Source organism: Proteus hauseri (genome assembly GCF_040139125.1).
Taxonomy (GTDB): domain Bacteria; phylum Pseudomonadota; class Gammaproteobacteria; order Enterobacterales; family Enterobacteriaceae; genus Proteus; species Proteus hauseri_B.
Genome location: NZ_JBEEUB010000009.1, coordinates 24543 through 42936 on the forward strand (window position 1 = coordinate 24543; position 18394 = coordinate 42936).

Annotated in this window: 13 protein-coding genes; 10 read left to right on the forward strand and 3 right to left on the reverse strand. The window is 35.1% G+C overall.

The annotated features are described in order from the left end of the window. The first annotated feature begins 109 nt into the window (after window positions 1-109). Entirely contained in the window at window positions 110-673 is a 564-nt protein-coding gene (gene satP, locus ABN099_RS14595; RefSeq protein ID WP_349464634.1) for an acetate uptake transporter, read from the forward strand. Between the two features lie 25 nt (window positions 674-698). Here the strand turns inward: satP and ABN099_RS14600 are convergent, their stop codons facing one another. The 3 genes from ABN099_RS14600 to ABN099_RS14610 all read right to left on the reverse strand — a co-directional run bounded on the left by ABN099_RS14600 (window position 699) and on the right by ABN099_RS14610 (window position 2937). Then, complete coding sequence (locus ABN099_RS14600; RefSeq protein WP_349464636.1) at window positions 699-1283, reverse strand: rhomboid family intramembrane serine protease; 585 nt, start codon at window positions 1281-1283, stop codon at window positions 699-701. 57 nt (window positions 1284-1340) lie between these two features. Continuing rightward, window positions 1341-2252 (reverse strand): N-acetylglucosamine kinase, encoded by a 912-nt coding sequence (nagK, locus tag ABN099_RS14605; RefSeq protein ID WP_349464638.1) that lies wholly within the window; start codon window positions 2250-2252, stop codon window positions 1341-1343. A 130-nt stretch (window positions 2253-2382) separates the two neighbouring features. Then, window positions 2383-2937, reverse strand: a complete 555-nt coding sequence (locus ABN099_RS14610) for an NADAR family protein (RefSeq protein WP_349464640.1) — start codon at window positions 2935-2937, stop codon at window positions 2383-2385. Between the two features lie 1356 nt (window positions 2938-4293). Between ABN099_RS14610 and ABN099_RS14615 the strand changes: the two genes are divergently transcribed. The 9 genes from ABN099_RS14615 to ABN099_RS14655 all read left to right on the forward strand — a co-directional run bounded on the left by ABN099_RS14615 (window position 4294) and on the right by ABN099_RS14655 (window position 18375). Continuing rightward, on the forward strand, window positions 4294-4704 hold the full coding sequence (locus ABN099_RS14615) for a hypothetical protein (protein ID WP_349464642.1): 411 nt from the start codon (window positions 4294-4296) through the stop codon (window positions 4702-4704). 164 nt (window positions 4705-4868) lie between these two features. Further along, window positions 4869-6989 carry a UDP-forming cellulose synthase catalytic subunit gene (bcsA, locus tag ABN099_RS14620; RefSeq protein ID WP_349464644.1) on the forward strand — a complete coding sequence of 707 codons (2121 nt, stop codon included), beginning with the start codon at window positions 4869-4871 and terminating at the stop codon, window positions 6987-6989. Between the two features lie 2 nt (window positions 6990-6991). Beyond that, on the forward strand, window positions 6992-9352 hold the full coding sequence (gene bcsB, locus ABN099_RS14625; protein ID WP_349464646.1) for a cellulose biosynthesis cyclic di-GMP-binding regulatory protein BcsB: 2361 nt from the start codon (window positions 6992-6994) through the stop codon (window positions 9350-9352). 12 nt (window positions 9353-9364) lie between these two features. Continuing rightward, window positions 9365-13054 (forward strand): cellulose biosynthesis protein BcsC, encoded by a 3690-nt coding sequence (locus ABN099_RS14630; protein WP_349464648.1) that lies wholly within the window; start codon window positions 9365-9367, stop codon window positions 13052-13054. Between the two features lie 15 nt (window positions 13055-13069). Continuing rightward, window positions 13070-13540: a cellulose biosynthesis protein BcsD gene (bcsD, locus tag ABN099_RS14635; RefSeq protein WP_349464650.1), complete on the forward strand. Its 471-nt coding sequence runs from the start codon at window positions 13070-13072 to the stop codon at window positions 13538-13540. Window positions 13541-13579: 39 nt separating this feature from the next. Further along, a complete protein-coding gene (locus ABN099_RS14640; protein WP_349464652.1) occupies window positions 13580-14485 on the forward strand; it encodes a sensor domain-containing diguanylate cyclase in 906 nt (301 codons plus the stop codon). Between the two features lie 180 nt (window positions 14486-14665). Beyond that, window positions 14666-15622: a UTP--glucose-1-phosphate uridylyltransferase GalU gene (galU, locus tag ABN099_RS14645; protein WP_349464654.1), complete on the forward strand. Its 957-nt coding sequence runs from the start codon at window positions 14666-14668 to the stop codon at window positions 15620-15622. A gap of 142 nt (window positions 15623-15764) precedes the next feature. Next, window positions 15765-16724 (forward strand): glycosyl hydrolase family 8, encoded by a 960-nt coding sequence (locus ABN099_RS14650; RefSeq protein WP_349464656.1) that lies wholly within the window; start codon window positions 15765-15767, stop codon window positions 16722-16724. Window positions 16725-16872: 148 nt separating this feature from the next. Next, entirely contained in the window at window positions 16873-18375 is a 1503-nt protein-coding gene (locus ABN099_RS14655; RefSeq protein ID WP_349464658.1) for a deoxyguanosinetriphosphate triphosphohydrolase family protein, read from the forward strand. Window positions 18376-18394: the final 19 nt, after the last annotated feature.

Here is an 18394-nt window from a genome sequence, read left to right on the forward strand (position 1 = left end):
AAAAATATACCGCTTAGGATCATTGTTTTTAGATGTATAACCTCTTATTATCCAGCGCCTTCAAATTTTTTTTAATTTTCCCCTATTATTTTTAGAGGTTTTAGGTTTTATGACTAACGAACGCATTGCCAATCCTGGTCCATTAGGTTTAATGGGTTTTGGTATGACAACGATTTTGTTGAACATACATAATGCCGGTTTTTTCCCTGTTGTATCTGTCATCATGAGTATGGGTATTTTTTACGGTGGAATTGCTCAAGTTATTGCTGGAATTTTTGAATTCAAAAAAGGTAATACTTTTGGCGCTACCGCATTCACTTCTTATGGCTTTTTCTGGATAACACTTGTTGGTATTTGGTTACTCCCTATTATGGGATTAAGCGAGCCTACAACACCTCTTTTCCTTGGTATCTTTTTAGCGCTATGGGGAATTTTTACTCTCTTTATGTTTATTGGCACACTAAAAGCCAATAGAGCATTACAGTTTGTATTTTTAAGCTTAACAATCTTATTTGCCTTACTTGCTATCGGCAATATCAGTGGAAATGCACTGATTTTAAAAATTGCAGGTTTTGAAGGTATCATTTGTGGAGCCAGTGCTTTTTATCTCGCAATGGCTGAAGTATTAAATGAGATGTATGGTAAAACAGTGTTGCCTATCGGGCATAAATAGTTTTATTGATAGAAGTGGCTAATTATTATTTAGCCACTTCTATTACACGACTTTTACGTTTAACTACCTGCCTTGCACACCACGCATAAAGTAATCCTGCGATAACACCCGAAATATGTGATTCAGTAGACACGCCCAATTGTCCGGGAATTAAGCCATAAGCCATACTTGAGTAATAAAATAAAACAAATAGAGCAATAATGATGTCGATAAATTTATGGCGAGTAAAAGCATGTGCAATAAGCAGCGCCCATAATCCAAAAATCCACCCACTAGCACCAACATGGATAGCATTACGACCAAATATCCAAACAAGCAACCCACTAACAATAATAATAAATATACTTGCGGTTATGTATTCTCGTAGCGATTGCGTCATTGATAAAAAACTGAGAATAAGCAAAGGCAGTAAATTGCTAAAAAGGTGCGACCAAGAGCCATGAACAAAAGGTGCAATAAAAATACCGATAAATCCTTCTCCCGTTCGAGGGATCACGCCCCATTCAAGTAAAGAAATCGGTAAAATAGAGCCTATTAGTTGAAGTAGGATTAATGTGATAGTTAAGCCACAAAGAAAATAAAGTCTTTTTTTCAATCCTGCACTTCTCATAGCGTTAGCCTTAGTAAAGTAATGAGATTAATTGAGATCTAGTTATTTTATTGCTGATTAGTCTAATAGATTAAGACAAGCAGCGCCACGTGCTCCACCAGCATCACCATGACGCGCTTTTTCTATTGCTGGAATTTGCGCATTGCCATAAACACACTTGGCAACATAGTCAGGTAATAGCTCATAAAGTGCATTAAACTGTGATAAACCGCCACCGATAACGATTAAATGGGGATCAAGAACAGTCAAAATATTACTTAGATAAACAGCAAGTACTTTCATATAGCGATCAACATGTTCTTTTGTTTTTTCATCGCCCGCATAATATTGAGCAACGATATCAACCGCTCTTTGTGGTTCGCCATTAAAAGCTTTATACATTCGCTCAAAACCACGACCTGATAAATAGGTTTCAAAGCAGGCTTTTTTGCCACAGCCGCATACTATTTTTGGCATTGTCTCACCAATAATATTATCAGCATCGACATTAAGGTTCATATGACCTACTTCACCAGCAATACCATTTTTGCCTGAAAGTACTTTTCCATCGATAACAAAACCACCACCGACACCTGTACCAAGAATAAGACCTAATACAGAGGGGTGATGGCGAAATTCGGGATCCCAAGCTTCAGATAATGCAAAGCAGTTGGCATCATTTTCTACTTTAACGGGTCTATCTAAAATTTGGGCAAGATCATGAACCATCGGTTTATATTTAGCGGCAGGCACATTGGTCGTAAATACCGTTCCCTCTTTAGCATTTACAATCCCAGGAATCCCTACACCTACTTTACCTTTACAGCCTAAATCACTATCTGCTTCTAACGTCAGTTCTTTAAAGACGTTTAATAGTGCAAGGTAGTCATTTTTTGGGGTAGGAACGCGTTTTTGCCAGATTTGTGTCAGATTTTTATCAAAAACGGCTAGCTCAATTTTTGTGCCGCCCATATCAAAACCATAATACATATCAGTCTCTTAATTATCCTGTAAATATTATCTATAACGAATTTACCGTTATAGTGCTAAATTATTTCTACTTATTTTTACGGTTTATGTACTTAACCAAAAATAGTGACTTATAACAGTTGAGATTTTTTTATCTATTGAGTGTTTTTTCAATTAACGTACTACGTACTTTCATTAATGCAAAGCCTAATAAATTTAATCCACGCCAAAGTAGAGGATTCTCTGCTTCTTTATCTTGTTTACTTAAGCCTATTCCCCAAATTTTATCTACAGGGCTTGCTTCAACGAGAATACGACTCCCCGTTGAGATAAGAAATTCAGCCAGATCTCTATTTTGTGAGAATTTTGCTTCATTAGCGCGGATAACAATCTCCATTCGCTGTTGTTCCCAGATTGCTTGGTCAAACCCTTTAACTTCTCTGCCTAATGCTTTTGCAGTACCTGGATTAGAGGTTTGGATAATACGTTCTCTAATTTCTATATCATTAAAAATTCTAGCTTTTTCTGCCATCATATAATGTTCGGCAGATGAGTAACGTACATCATCTACTATAAAAGAAGCAGGATACCATTGGCTAAAACAGCTGTTAGTGACTTCATCACTTTTAGTTTTATGTCCCCAGAAGAAGACAAATTTTATTTTTTTATTTGCTCGGAAATTTTTTTGTAATTGTTGTAAATCCATATTTTTTCCATTTATAGCAGGGCTCCCATTGGATTTAATAAAGATAGCATAGAAGTAAAGAAGGATTGAGTGCATTTTTGTATTTATGTGAGGAGGTGAAGCGATTCGGCTAATGAGATAATTAACCTCAAAAATACATCTTAAAATGATATTTTTTTAGTTATTAATAAATAAAACACAACTAAAAATGCTAGGAATAGTCTTAAAAAAATTAGATATTAAACTGTTATCGTTAACATATTTTCATAAAAAGATTATCTAAAATTGATATAGTTCTATTGGTATAAAAACGTACTTAGTTAGGTGTTTGCAATATAAAAATTTATAAATATCAGTGTTTATACTAATTATTGGTATTTATAACTATCAATAAGTAAAAATATGATATTTATCAGTGTGTTGTTTTTATTGTGTTATCTTTTTCAGTATTGCATTTGTAATTTGAACTCTATCACATTTGTGGTTTTGTTAAGCTAAGTTAACAATACTATTTAGAAGATAAAATATTTCCTTAGTTAATTATTCTAAGATATTAGTGTTTGATAGCGATATTTACCATAAACATAATATATCTATAGTCGTATAATGATTATCTATTTTTGTCTTATTTTGGAGGTGGTTTTTTCTAAAACTTAATCAAATATGATGTATTGAATTTTCTGATAGTAAAATCATTAGGCTCTCTTATGATAAAAAGCAATAAGTTCTCCTTTTACGTGTAAAAGGTAACACTCTTTTGATGATGATCAATATAGATAATTAATAGTTGCATCTTATCTACCTTATTTTTTTAATCGAATTTTGAATAAAAAAATGAAAATTTTTTTAAATTGATCTGTAACGATAATTTTCTTTTTAGAAGAAATAATATTATGAGGTAATTGTTTTAGAATTTTATATTTATAAAATTTATACAAAATGTTATTAATTTACTTTGGTTATCAAATGATCATGAGTGGTATTTTTTTACGTTTTAAAAATGCAATTTATGATTATTATTCTTAACTTTTTGGTAAGTAAAAATACACAGTTTTATAAATTGGTAAGAATGGAATCTTATTTTTTAGATTTTTTTGAGGTTGTGCTTAACATTAAAATAATTATACAATTCAAATTAAATAAACATTACTCGTAAAACGTTAGTGATTATTTGTCATTAAATGGAAAAAATTTATAAGATTAAATTACCCTACATAGTTGATGTTCATTAATAGATGAGAATTTTAATATAAATTTATAAATATCCATTTATTTTTAATTACAGCGAAAGTTATCTCTAATGGTTATCTCTTTATTTTTAAAGAGCATCTAATTATTGAACAAGGTTAAGTGTACTGTTATTAAAGGGGCCACACTATGTATGATGATATAAGCAACCTAAAAGATAAATTTCAGGAAGATGCCTTTTCTTTTCAAGATTTTTCTTCCTCAATTACGCAAGAAGTTGTTAATAAAAAAGAATCAAAAGTTATAATTAAAGAAGATAATGAAAAAAATAATAATGTAATCAGCAGTTCTTTGAGTAATAAAACGTTTTCAGAAACTTCACCTGTGGTGAAAAACATACCAAAACAGCCTGTTACTAAGTCTATTCCTTCTTATCACCAGAATGCTTTAGCAACTAAAGCAGAGAAAAACGATCTTATTAAGAGACAATCTAGTGCGTTATCAGATACTCGAGTATTCGATAATGAAAAAACAGATAAAAAACATGTAAATGAAAAAATATCCTTAAAAGATATATTATCGTTTATTGCTTCTGTTTAAATAAACTAGCTCTTTGTGTAAATAAATAATATTGACTGGTGTCAATCTATAGCCATTGTTATTTTGTTTTTAAGACTAATTTAATTCTTTTCGGTATTTATCACTCCGATAGAGAGCCTTTGTCTTAAAAAAATATAAGTGGCGATGACAAAGGTATGGGTTTTATGAATAAAATATTTAAAGTGCTAATTACGGCATTTCTATTAATAACCATGTTTTCACTTATTGTTATGCCTATGAGTGCGGAACAGCAATATATCTTCGGTATAATAAATATATTGTTGCTATTCGTTATTGGTTTTAAAAAATCTAAAAAACGATTATTAACAATGGTTTTTTTATCGTTATTGATGTCAACGCGTTATCTTTACTGGCGTGCGACAAATACCCTTAATTTTAATACCACTATTGAAGCGGTGTTAGGTAGTGGTTTATTTATGGCTGAGATCTATTCTTGGATAATCTTAGTGCTTGGCTATTTTCAAACTTCATGGCCATTAAATAGAAAAATAGCACCACTACCTAAAGATATTTCTCAATGGCCTACTGTGGATATCTATATTCCGACATATAACGAAAGTCTTGATGTTGTTCGCGATACTGTTTTAGCCGCTCAAGCTATCGATTACCCACAAGATAAAATGAAGGTTTATTTATTAGATGACGGTAGTCGTGAAGAATTTAAGCAATTCGCAGGTGATGTTGGTGTTACTTATATTGAACGTGAAGTACACGATCACGCTAAAGCGGGTAATTTAAATCATGCTATGGCGCTAACCGAGGGTGAGTTAATCTGTGTGTTTGATTGTGACCATATTGCGACACGTATTTTTTTACAGGCTACTGTGGGTAGTTTTCTACAAGATCCTAAACTCGCCCTTATTCAAACACCTCACTACTTTTATTCATCAGATCCCTTTGAACGTAACTTAAGTGCGGCAAAAGATGCACCCCATGAAGGCGCGCTATTTTATGGTCCCGTTCAACGCGGAAATGATAACTGGAATGCGACATTCTTCTGTGGCTCATGTGCTGTTATGCGACGCTCTGCGCTTGATGAGATTGATGGTATTGCGGTTGAAACAGTGACAGAAGATGCGCATACCGCGCTAAAACTACAACGTTTAGGTTGGAACTCGGCATTTATTGATATTCCTTTAGCTGCTGGTTTAGCGACAGAACGTTTAGCACTGCATGTTAACCAACGTATTCGTTGGGCAAGAGGGATGACTCAGATATTTCGGGTTGATAATCCGATGTTAGGTCGTGGTTTAACCTTTCCTCAGCGCTTATGTTATCTCAATGCGATGTTACATTTTCAGTATGGTTTACCTCGAATTATATTTTTGACTGCCCCGTTACTGTTTATGCTATTTAACCTCAATATCATCGCATCTTCAGCGAGCATGATATTTGCGTATGCATTGCCACACTTAATTATGTCGTTATATGTAAACTCCAGAAATATTGGTAAATATCGTTACTCTTTCTGGGGAGAAATATATGAAACGGTTATGGCATTTAGTTTAGTGCTTCCTACATTATTGAGCTTAATTTCACCAAAATTGGGTAAATTTAATGTAACGGATAAAGGTGATCTGCTTGATAAAAGCTATATGGATTATCTGACAGTACGTCCTTTGATTATTACTGCACTTTTTCTGATTGCTGGCATTTCATGGGTTGTTATTCGTTATCTATTAAATGATTTCCAAGGTATCGACCCGCTGGTTATTGTTTTAAACCTCACTTGGGCAACTTACAGTCTATTTATTATTTTGGCATCGATAGCAGTAGGTAAAGAGACTCGCCAAATTCGTAAACACACTCGAGTGAAAGCAAGTTTACCTATTACATTGCATTTTGATGATGGTGCTGAACTTGAAACCACAACAGAAGATATTTCAATGGGAGGTGTACGTATTGCGGTTAATAAAATGGCTGAAGTTCGCCAACGCAATGTCACTTCTATTACCTTACGTGTTCAACGAGATATTGTTACTGTACCTGTTGATCAAGTGAGTTTGGAAAACAACCAATTACGTCTTGAATTTTTACCTATTGATTTAGATCTACGCCGCAAATTAGTCCGTATTGTATTTGGTCGTGCTGATGCATGGATTAATCAAGCAGATTATAAAGATAGCCCGGTAAAAGAGCTTGGTGGCATTACACGTTGTATCTTTGAACTGTTCTTTGGTCGTCGCCAAAAAGTAAAAGCCGCTGCTGTACGCACTCATGCTAAATCATCGCTCTCTGTTCAATCAATTAACGGAGATGACTAAGCATGAAAAAGAAACTGACTTTAATGTTAAGCCTGACCGCAATAGCGATAGCAAGCATTAGCTTATCTCAAGCTGCAACAGGGATGTTTGAGTTAGGTGGTGAAGTATTACCTGACCCAACTTCTTATACGCATTTACCATCACAACAACAAAGTGAAGTAAATCAGCTTGATGGACAGTTTGATAATTTATCACTTTCACAAGCGCGTAATATTGAAGAGCAACTCACATTATCTCAAATGGGAAATCCATCACCGATAGTGTTATCAGGTAGACGTTTGCTTTCAGGCGTCACTTTTAATATGGCAAATGACCTGTTTATTGATAACGCCACATTAACGATGAAAGTAAAAGTATCACAAGGGTTAGTTGAATCTGATCAGACTTTACACTTGATGCTAAATGGTCAGCCAATGGGATTTTTGCCTTTAGAAGAGGGCGGGAAAGAGCATGAATATGTGCTAGAAATTCCTGAAATGATGCTGACAAATGTGAATAACCTTAGTTTTCGTTTAGCTAATCGTGATGCGCTGGATGAAAACCAATGTACACCACCGTTAGCCGATGGACTAAGCCTAACTATTTCCCCTGAGTCATCACTAGATTATCGAGGTCGCTGGATTAATGGCGGGTATAGCTTAGAACGATTGCCCCTACCGTTCTTTGACCCCGACAGAATGACAGCGACCTCGTTACCGATAATATTGTCAGATAAACCTGACTATGCAGAAGTGACCACAGCAGCAATTGCCGCATCATGGTTTGGTAGTTTAAGTCATGATATTAAACAGGTTGATTTGCCTATATTAATGAATCAACTACCTGAAAGTGATGGTGTTTTAATTGGTTATGCAGGACAAACTATTGCCGGTATTACCTTGCCATCAGGTAATACAGGACAACTTACAATAGTTGATAATCCTGTCGATCCTGTTTTTAAATTATTACTTATTAGCGGTAATGATGAGAAATCATTACGTCAGGCTGTTTGGGCTTTAAATAGCGGTAAGTTACCTCAAAATGACCGCTTAGAGGTACCTACTCAAAATTTAGTGACACGCAAAGATTACGATACGCCACGTTGGTTAAATACCGATAAACCGGTCACGTTAGGTCAAATCGCCAATGGTGGTGATGATTTTACTCGCCAAGGTATTAATCATGCACCTAATCAGTTCTCATTTCGTGTATCACCGGATCTATTTTGGTGGGATGGTGACGCACTACCACTAGAATTAAAATATGTATTTCCTCATTCAGATAAGCTCAATAATCGTAATTCATCATTGATTGCTTCTTTGAATAACCAATTTATTGGTTCTTTATATCCTGCTCGTTCAGAGCCTTTAGGGATGTTAAGACAGTGGTTAGGAATAGAGAGCGAACAACAAAGCAGTACTCTCTATTTAAGTCCTCGTCAGATTTATAGCCAAAACCAATTACAGCTCTATTTTGATTTGCGTGAACCGGATGACTCACCTTGTATTCTGACAGATGGCAGCAGTTTAATTAGTCGAATTGACTCTCAATCAACACTGCAATTTAAAAATACTTGGCACTATTCGAGAATGCCTAATTTAGCTTATTTTTCAGGTGCTTCATTCCCATTTAGTCGACGTGCTGATTTTTCACAAACCACGCTGTTATTACCTGAAAATCCAACGGCTGAAGAGCTTTATACCTTAGTTAATTTAATGGCGAGATCGGGTTATTCCACAGGAACACCGATTTCTCACGCCTCTGTTTTTTTAGGTGCCAAAGCGTTAGAGAAAAGCAATTTAACGCAACATGATGTGTTAGCTATTGGTTCATTAAATAGCGAAGGTTTTTTACCTGCGCGTTTTTCTCAACAAACATTCTCATTTGTGAATAAAAATATCGAGATCAAATCTCAATCGCTAATTAATAAGGCAAAAAGCTGGCTTGCGGGTGATTTTTTATCACAAAGTGGTGATGCAGCTAACTATTTAGCTTCACTCAATGATTGGCGAGGAATGGTGAGTTTTGTCTCTCCTTGGGCAAAAGAGCGTGTTGTCGTGTTAGTGACTGCAAAAGGTAATGAATCGATAAAAACCATTATTGGTGACTTAAATCTGGCTGAAGTTAATGCCGCAATTAAAGGTGATATCACACTTATAAGTGGAGAAGATACGGTTAGAAGTTTTCATTTAGGCGAGCACTTTTCTCAGGGCGATTTACCTCTATTACAGCAGTTCCTTTGGTATAGCTCTCGACATGTGTATTTGTTAGGGCTTTTAGCTGTCGGTTTCTGTGCGTTGACGGGAATGGTGACTTATTACTGGTTACAACGTCGTTCTACGCGTCGTTTAGCTCAAATATCACAGCATCATTCAGATAAATAGGGGGGATCCAGAATGAATAATCACGTACTTAATATGATAGTAAAAGTAATTTATGCTGGCTGTATTCTCGGTGCAACAAGCCAAGTACAGGCAACGGCAACAGACCCTAACATTGTGAGCTCTTTAATTGAACAAGCTAATTATTGGCATGGTAAAGCGCACGATGAACGCGCTATAGAGGCACTGCAAAAAGTACTGATTATGGAAAGTAATAATCAGGATGCACTCTATTTAATGGCTTTCTTTACTGCGCAACAAGGTAATGAAAAGCAAGCTACCTATTGGCGTGAAAAATTAGCGCAGATAGCACCTCAAGATCCGCGTATTGAGGGATTAAAAAACATCCGATCATCACAATTTAATGATCAACAATTAGGTTATGCCAGAGAGTTAGCTAAAAAAGGGCAACATGAAGAGGCAATAAAAGCGTATCAACGTTTGTTTGTCAGCAGTGAACCACCTGAAACCTTAGCGCTTGAGTACTATCAAACAATGGCGGGTATTCCTGCTATGTTGCCGCAAGCAATTACCGGGCTAAAACAGCGTGCAGTATTGATGCCGGATAATAAAGAAACGCAAAAAGCATTAGGATTAACATTAACGTATAACGAAGAGACACGTCGTGAAGGAATTGCTGTTTTAAGTAAGATTACGGGTGATGAATCAGCAAATAAAGGGCTTCGCCAAGCGTTATTATGGCTTAATGTTCGTCCTGAAGATGAAGGAGTATATAAAGCTTATTTACAAGCAAATCCTAATGATGCTGCTATTGCAGAGCATTATCAGAGCGCAATTCAAGGTAATGCTCGTCAAGCTGGTTATGATGCATTAAATAAAGGCAAACTAAAAGATGCCGAAAATTACTTTAAACAGGCTTTATCTGCTGATAACAAAGATGAACAAGCACTAGCCGGATTAGGTTATACCGCTTTACGTTCGGGTGACTTAGCAACAGGGCAACGTTTATTGAACCAAGCCGCACTTTCTGGTGGTGAACAGGGTAGTAAATGGAAACAACAAGCGGACGATGCTGGCTTTTATGCTCAATTACGCGATGTACAGCAACATGCAAAGCAAGGGCAAATTCAACAGGCTTTAAATAAGCTAGCTCCGCTCACCAGTGCGACAGGTGAAAAAGGATTATCAGCTAATCTATTGCAAGCTGATTTATTGCGTAAACAAGGAAACTTGCCTGCGGCTCATCAGTTGCTAGCGGGTTTATATCAACAAAATAGTCGTAATGAGAAAGTGATTTCAGCCTACTATTATCTTTTGATTCAAGAAGGACAAAATAGTAAAGCAGAGCAACTGCTTGCGCAGCAATCCGCCTCTTTGCGTCAAAAGTTAACAGCAAATACGGATCCTTCAGAAAAATTACGTCGTGAAGCACAAAAAACACTCGAAAATGGTAATCGTGTTCAAGCCAGACAATTACTGATCCAAGCACAGCGTAAAAATCCACAAAATAATTGGGTGTATTTGGATTTGGCTCGTTTAATGGCTGCTGACGGTGATAGTACTGGTGCTAAAAATATTATTTCGCAGCTAGAAAACCGTAAAAATAGAGATACAGACTATGTTGCTTCACTGTTTTATGCTGAGCAAAAACAGTGGGATAAAGTATTTAGCTTGCTTAATAGCCATAATCAGCAGACTGAGGCTGAAAAAGAGTTATTACAACGAGCACGCTTTTATCGTCAATTGACGCAAGCAGAACACTATCGTCAATCAGGTAATGTTGTCGCAATGCGTAATACATTGCGCCCATTGATTAATCAAGTTGCTGATTACCCCAGTGATGTGGGGGAACTGGCTGAAAAATTGGTTAACAGTGGATTAAATGATGAAGCGTTACAACTTATTGAAAGTGATATTGCAAAAGGAACTAAAGGCTCAATAGGCAACTATGCTGGTCATATTAATGTTTTCAATGAATTGGGGCATTATGCTCAAGCAACAAGCTTAATCAATGATCCTGCACTACAGCAAGAAACACCTATTGTTGAGAAGCGACGTTTAGAAGTGAATACCAAAGTTGCGCAGGCTGATAGTTTGCGTGAAAAAGGTGAAATTAAAGCGGCTTACGATACATTAGTGACCGCATTAAATACTTCACCAAATGATCCTGATTTATTAATGGCATTAAGTCGAGTCTATCTATCACAATCAATGCCTGAGCAATCTAATAAGATTCTCTCTTATTTAGAAAAAGAGCAGGGTAAAGATAGCAAACTTATTCAGGCTCAAATAGAAGTTGCATTAGCACAAAAAGATGGCAGAAAAGCGCAACAGTTATTGCAGCAAATACCCGCCTCCTCACAACCTGCTTATTTATTACAAGCCGCACAAATTGCTCAGTTAAACGGTGAAAACCGTAAAGCGCTCGCATTGTTACGTAGTGCGCAATGGCAAAATACACAACCGGGTACTTCAGGTGTTATTAAAACATCAGCGGGACAACTTACCGCACTTCATAGTGATAACCGTGTGGTTGCTGGCTCCATTTATGAACGCAAAGAGATGGCTTCTGTTCAACGCTCTATTCGTGAATTAGAAGAAAAAGTCTCACCTTGGGTTCAAGGTGGTGTTGCTGTTCGTCATCGTAATGGTGATAAAGGACTCTCTAATGTTACGGAAATATCTGCACCAATCAGTATCTCTAGCGTTCCTGGTGAGGCGTTTCGTTGGGAGTTTAATGTTACCCCTGTTTCTATGACAAGTGGTGCAGTTTCTGGTGAACAAGCAAATCGCTTTGGTTCTGGGCAATTACAACATGCGGAACGTTTTGCTAAAAACAGTGATAACAATAATGAAAAAGCCAAAATTAATGCTGATGATGCCGGTAGCCAACGTGCATCTGGTGTTGAATTAGGTTTGCGATTATCACAAGCGGACGTCAGTTTTGATGTTGGCTCAACCCCTATTAATAAAGATTCTGCAACCGTTGTTGGTGGTGTTACCTATTCACCTAAGATTGGTCAAAACGGGCAATTAACATTAACTGCTGAACGTAGAGCTATCAAAGATAGCTTACTCTCTTATATGGGGCGTACAGATCCATTAACGGGTGAAAGTTGGGGGCGTGTAACACGCAATGGCGCGAAAGCGCAATATGCGTGGGATGATGGCAAAGTCGGTGCTTATGCTGGTGGTGGTTTTTACAGTTACGACGGTAAAAGTGTCTCAAGTAACGAGGAAGTCAAAGCTTGGGTAGGTTCATATGCTAAGTTTTATCAAGACGATCAGCAAGAATTAAAAGCGGGTGTTCATGTTGATTATATGAACTTTAGAAATAACCAAAACTATTTCTCATTGGGTCACGGCGGATATTTTAGCCCACAAGACTATGTTTCTGTGTCATTACCCGTTGCTTATACACGTCGTTTTGATAAAGGTGAAGTGTCGTTAAATGGTGCTGTTGGTGTGCAAAGTTATAAACAAAAAGGTAGTGACTATTTTCCTACACACGCTTATATGCAAGATAATTTAAATAAACATAACGCTTCAGACTCTCGTATTAAATCGCGTTATGAAGAGCAAGACGAAACCAATATAACCTATCGATTAGGTTTAGATGCAAAATATTATCTCACTAAAGAATCTGAATTAGGTATCAGCGTTTCACATGATACTTCAGGTGATTACGCCGAAGATAATATGTGGTTATACCTAAAATATACACCAGATTTTCTATCTAAATAATAGAGGAGATAAATAATGAATAAGCATGATAGTGATATTTTACAATTACCTTTTGAAAGTGGCTGGCAAGATTTAACGCAGTTATTATTTTTCCAAGTATTAAATGATAATGATATTTCTACCGCTGAGAATAAATTAAAAATTATCGGTAAGGAAATGGCATTACGTTATCCTTTGCCTGAAAGTGAGAATATTCAATTGCTCGAGTCTCATATTAATCGTGTGCTAACACTATTTAAATGGGGTTTTGTCACTATTTCACCCGCAATGAGTGAACTGTTATTAGTACATTGTGCATGGCCTCACTTTATGCAAAGTAAAGATGATCCACAGTGGAGAGCGGCAAGTGCGAGCGTATTAGAAGGGTTATATGAAGGTTGGCTATCGCATCAAGGTGGTAATGTAAAAATGCAAGTTCACCGTCAATCTACTGATGCAAAAGATGTCTTTATTTTCCGTTATGCATATCAATCATCTGCTGAATAATAGAAAGTATGCTTTATTGATAAGCATAGGAGGTTAAAAATGAATGAAATAATGTTTAATGATGATAATTCTAAATGCTTATTGATGAAGCAATTTACTAATGATGTTTTTATGATGACAGTAACAGATGCTGAAGGCAATATTGTTTATGCTAATGAAAAGTATTGTCACTTCAATAATGTTCACTTTGAAAACATAAAAGATAAAAAATATAATCTATTTTATTTAATTGACGAAAATAAAATAAATTCTTGTAAGAAAAATAAAAGTAGTGGTGTGTTTAGATTAGAAGCAAAAAACAGTAACAATGAAAAAAAAGAAAAATGGGAAGATATTAGTATAATTCCTGTTTTCGATAAAACTAATATACTCTCTCATTACGTGTTCATTAGTTTGGATATTACTGATAAGGTGGGTTTAAGAAACGAATTATTTAATAAAAGCTATGTTGATTCGTTAACTGGAATATCTAACCGACTCAGTATTGTTGAGAAAATTGAAAATGAAAGGTTAAATATTTCACATCCTTCTTCTTTTTGCCTTGGTATTATTGATTGTGATAATTTTAAATTAATTAATGATCAATTTGGTCACCATGCAGGCGATAAGGTTCTGTGTGAAATATCAAGTAGATTATTGAAGTTAGAATCAAATAAAGTTTATTGTGGCAGATTAGGAGGCGATGAATTTGCTATCCTTTTTCCATCAGGATTACGTTCATGCTCTATTGTTTTATTGGAAATAATAGAGTCATTATGGAATTCAATGGATAAGCCAATAAAAATAAATTCAGATAAAATGTTAACACCATCAATTAGTTTAGGTATTGCTGAATACCCTAAAGATGGAAAAACACTTTCTGAATTATTAAAATCTGCGGATAAAACGCTATATTCTATTAAAGAGAAAGGTGGAAATAAATATGGGTTTTATTCCGGGTTTTAGATTAAGTTAAATTAAATTCTATTTTTAAGTGATGTAAGAGAATTTATTTATCTCTATTTAGAGAGGGATAAGTGCAATTTAAATTTACGTCACTGATTTATTACTGAATTTTTATAATGTCATTTAAAAATAAATACTTTTCTATTAAGTTTATAAAATATCTATTTGAGGATTAATATCATGATGAAAGCAGTTATCCCTGTTGCTGGATTAGGTACTCGTATGTTGCCTGCAACTAAGTCGATCCCAAAAGAGATGCTCCCTATTGTTGATCGTCCACTCATTCAATATATCGTAGAAGAGTGTGCTCAAGCAGGTGTAGAAGAGATTATTCTCGTTACTCACTCTTCTAAAAACTCAATTGCAGACCACTTTGATACCAGCTTTGAATTAGAAAATATGCTAGAACAGCGTATTAAAAATAAGTTGTTAGAAGAAGTTCGTTCTATTTGCCCTGAGAACGTAAAAATTGTTCAAGTTCGTCAAGGTCATGCATTAGGTTTGGGTCATGCTATTTGTTGTGCTCGCCCGATTATTGGTGACAATCCGTTTATTGTTCTGTTACCAGACGTACTCTTGAACTCACACTATTGCGATCCTAAACATGACAACTTATCTGCAATGATAAAACGATTTGAGAAAACAGAACGTAGCCAAATCATGGTTGAACCCGTGCCAATGAGTCAAGTTCAACAATATGGTGTTGTGGATTGCGAAGGCGTTTTTTGTCCGCAAGGTAATTGGGCACCAATGCGTCGTATTGTTGAAAAACCAAATCCTGAAGATGCGCCTTCTAATCTTTCAGTTGTCGGTCGTTATGTCTTTTCAGCGACAATTTGGGCGTTATTAGATGGTCTGCCTGCGGGTGTTGGTGGCGAAATTCAGCTAACCGATGCTATTGAGTTGTTGTTGAAAAAAGAAGTCGCAGAAGCTTATACCTTAGTGGGTAAATCTCACGATTGTGGTAATAAATTAGGTTATATGAAAGCGTTTGTTGAATATGGATTACACAACAGCGCATTAAAAGATGAGTTTTCTGCTTGGATGCAGGACTTTTGCCAAAAAACACTGTTACCACAAACAATAAAAGATACTGAAGATATTAGTAGAGAACAAAATGTTGTTGCAATGTTTTGATTCTATTTTGAAATAACATGCATGATGCCGACCGAAATAAAGTATCGGTCGGCAATAGCAGGAGCAAGAGGCAATGTCCATTAGACACTTATCTCGTTTAAATTATTTACTCTGTTCTTTTTTGTTTTTTGGGGGGTTATTGATGGTTTCCCCAATATCACAAGCTGTAGAAACTGAGGCGGGATGGCAGCAGTTTAAAGCGCGCTATATTACGGATGATGGGCGCGTTATTGACAGCGCTAACCAGAATATTTCTCATTCAGAAGGTCAAGGCTACGGTATGCTAATGGCTGTCATGAGTGATGATCATGAAACTTTTACTAAGTTGTGGCACTGGGCAGCAACATCACTTTATCGGGGTGATTTAGGTCTATTTAAATGGCGTTATGAGCCAGAAAATAGTGAACATACACCTGATCCTAATAATGCGACAGATGGCGATATTTTAATTGCTTGGGCATTATTAAAAGCGGGGGAAAAATGGAATGATGAGAGCTATCTTTCAGCATCAGATTCTATTCAACACGCTATCCTTGAGCACACATTAATTAAAGCTGAACATTATACAATGTTACTTCCTGGTATTAATGGATTTAAAACACCAGAAGAAATTACTATTAATCCCTCTTACTTTATCTTTCCTGCTTGGAAGGATTTTTATCGTTATAGTAATGATCCTCGTTGGAAACAATTAATTAGTGATAGCCAATCCTTATTAAGAAATATGCATTTTGGTGAATATCAATTACCAACTGATTGGGTAAGTTTACAAGTTGGCGGTAAAATAATACCAAGTGATAAATGGCCTGCTCATTTTAGTTTCGACGCTATTCGCATTCCGCTTTATTTAGCATGGGCACATGACGAATTAGCATTACAGCCTTTTGTACAATATTGGCAGCAGTTTGATCGTTATAAAACCCCTGCTTGGGTAAGTGTTGATGGTCAAGAACGTGCGGAATACAACCTCACACCCGGCATGATGGCAGTGAGGGATTTAACGATGAAAACACCTATTGAAGATGTTGATTTAAGTAAAGATACAGATTATTACTCCTCAGCATTACATTTATTAGCAGCATTTGCTCAGAATGGGCAATAAATAATGTCAAGAGTAAATTATTTAAATTAATATTCTTCGATCTGACTCACAAAAGTATATTTAATTAACTGAAATAAGCACAGTCTATATTGTGTTTATTTCTTTATGGATTAATTTAATTTAACTTAAATTTAGTGAGGAAGTAATCATGGATTGGGAATTATTACTTAATGATAATAGAAGAAAAAGTAAAAAAACAAATAAAATAAAAAATAATGAAGAGACTAGATATGAATTAGAAAGAGATTATGACAGAATTCTTTTTTGTGCACCAACAAGAAGAATGGCAGATAAAACCCAAGTTTTTCCATTAGAAAAAAATGACAGTGTAAGAACTCGCTTAACACATTCTTATGAAGTTTCTAATTTAGCTAGAAGTATTGGTACAAAACTTGCCTATGATAATACATTAGATCTTTTTAGTTCTTATAAAATAGGTAATGGTGATAATTTAAAAAGAAACTTACCCGCTCTACTTGCGGCAATAGGGCTTGCTCATGATTTAGGTAACCCACCTTTTGGTCATAAAGGTGAAAAAGCGATGTCCCTATGGTTTGAAAATAAATATAAAGAGATAAATGATAATAAAAGTGTAAGTATAGAAGAAGAAACATATTTAGAAAAATCAAAAGCTATTATTAATGATTTTACAAAGTTTGATGGAAATTCACAAACTTTTCGTTTGGTTACTCAACTTCAAATTATAAATGATAGTTTTGGTTTAAATCTTACTTATGCAACGTTAGCTGCTTTAATTAAATATCCTAGATCTTCATTTAGTGATAGTAATATCTGGAAAAAACATGGTTTTTTCTATTCTGAGAAGGAAATTGTTAATAAGGTATGGGCGGAAACCGGATTAAGTGAAAATATTCGTCATCCACTAACCTATATAATGGAAGCTTGTGATGATATTGCGTATACCATTCTAGATGCAGAGGATACAATAAAAAAAGGGTTGGCATCAATAAATGATCTATTTTATTTTCTTGAGAAAATAGAAATTAAAAACAAAATAAATCCAAAGTATAAATATGAAACTGATTTAATTCATAATTTATTATTAAATAGTCGAAATAAATATAATGAATTTTCAAATTGTGAGGTTAAATTAACGCCTTACGAAGTTAATGATATTAGCATGCAAATGTTTAGAGTCGAAGCTATAAAGCTTATGATTAATGAAGTAACATTAACCTTTATTAACAACCATAATGATATATTAAATGGCTTATTCCAATCTAGAAGTACTGACTTGATTTCATTAAGTAATGTTAGCTTACTAAGTGAAGCGTTAAGAGAGTTTGATATGGTATTTGGGTATAAGAATAAAGAGGTATTGAAATTAGAAGTTGAAGGCTCTCATTATATTAATAATCTAATGGATATGTTATGGATTGGTATTTATGGTAAAGGTAATGAAGAAAAACCTAAATATTCTAAGAGTTTTTTTGGTGATTATGCATATAAGCGTATTTCTGAAAATTATCGTCGAGTATTTGAAAGTAAAGAAAATAAGTTACCTATATTATATAAAGAGTTCCAGCTATTAGCTGATGCAATATCTGGAATGACAGATAGCTATTTGATTTCATTGCATAATGAGTTAAAACCTCTCTATGATGAGCAGTTTGAAAAAAAACGACTTTAGTTATATACTAAAAGACTAA

What these genes read in the sequence shown, in the direction of transcription:
- ABN099_RS14640 (WP_349464652.1), top strand. Translation starts at nt 13,580, where the DNA reads ATGAATGAAATAATGTTTAATGATGATAATTCTAAATGCTTATTGATG.
- ABN099_RS14630 (WP_349464648.1), top strand. Translation starts at nt 9,365, where the DNA reads ATGAATAATCACGTACTTAATATGATAGTAAAAGTAATTTATGCTGGC.
- bcsD (WP_349464650.1), top strand. Translation starts at nt 13,070, where the DNA reads ATGAATAAGCATGATAGTGATATTTTACAATTACCTTTTGAAAGTGGC.
- ABN099_RS14655 (WP_349464658.1), top strand. Translation starts at nt 16,873, where the DNA reads ATGGATTGGGAATTATTACTTAATGATAATAGAAGAAAAAGTAAAAAA.
- bcsA (WP_349464644.1), top strand. Translation starts at nt 4,869, where the DNA reads ATGAATAAAATATTTAAAGTGCTAATTACGGCATTTCTATTAATAACC.
- bcsB (WP_349464646.1), top strand. Translation starts at nt 6,992, where the DNA reads ATGAAAAAGAAACTGACTTTAATGTTAAGCCTGACCGCAATAGCGATA.
- nagK (WP_349464638.1), bottom strand. Translation starts at nt 2,252, where the DNA reads ATGTATTATGGTTTTGATATGGGCGGCACAAAAATTGAGCTAGCCGTT.
- ABN099_RS14615 (WP_349464642.1), top strand. Translation starts at nt 4,294, where the DNA reads ATGTATGATGATATAAGCAACCTAAAAGATAAATTTCAGGAAGATGCC.
- ABN099_RS14610 (WP_349464640.1), bottom strand. Translation starts at nt 2,937, where the DNA reads ATGGATTTACAACAATTACAAAAAAATTTCCGAGCAAATAAAAAAATA.
- ABN099_RS14600 (WP_349464636.1), bottom strand. Translation starts at nt 1,283, where the DNA reads ATGAGAAGTGCAGGATTGAAAAAAAGACTTTATTTTCTTTGTGGCTTA.
- galU (WP_349464654.1), top strand. Translation starts at nt 14,666, where the DNA reads ATGATGAAAGCAGTTATCCCTGTTGCTGGATTAGGTACTCGTATGTTG.
- satP (WP_349464634.1), top strand. Translation starts at nt 110, where the DNA reads ATGACTAACGAACGCATTGCCAATCCTGGTCCATTAGGTTTAATGGGT.
- ABN099_RS14650 (WP_349464656.1), top strand. Translation starts at nt 15,765, where the DNA reads ATGGTTTCCCCAATATCACAAGCTGTAGAAACTGAGGCGGGATGGCAG.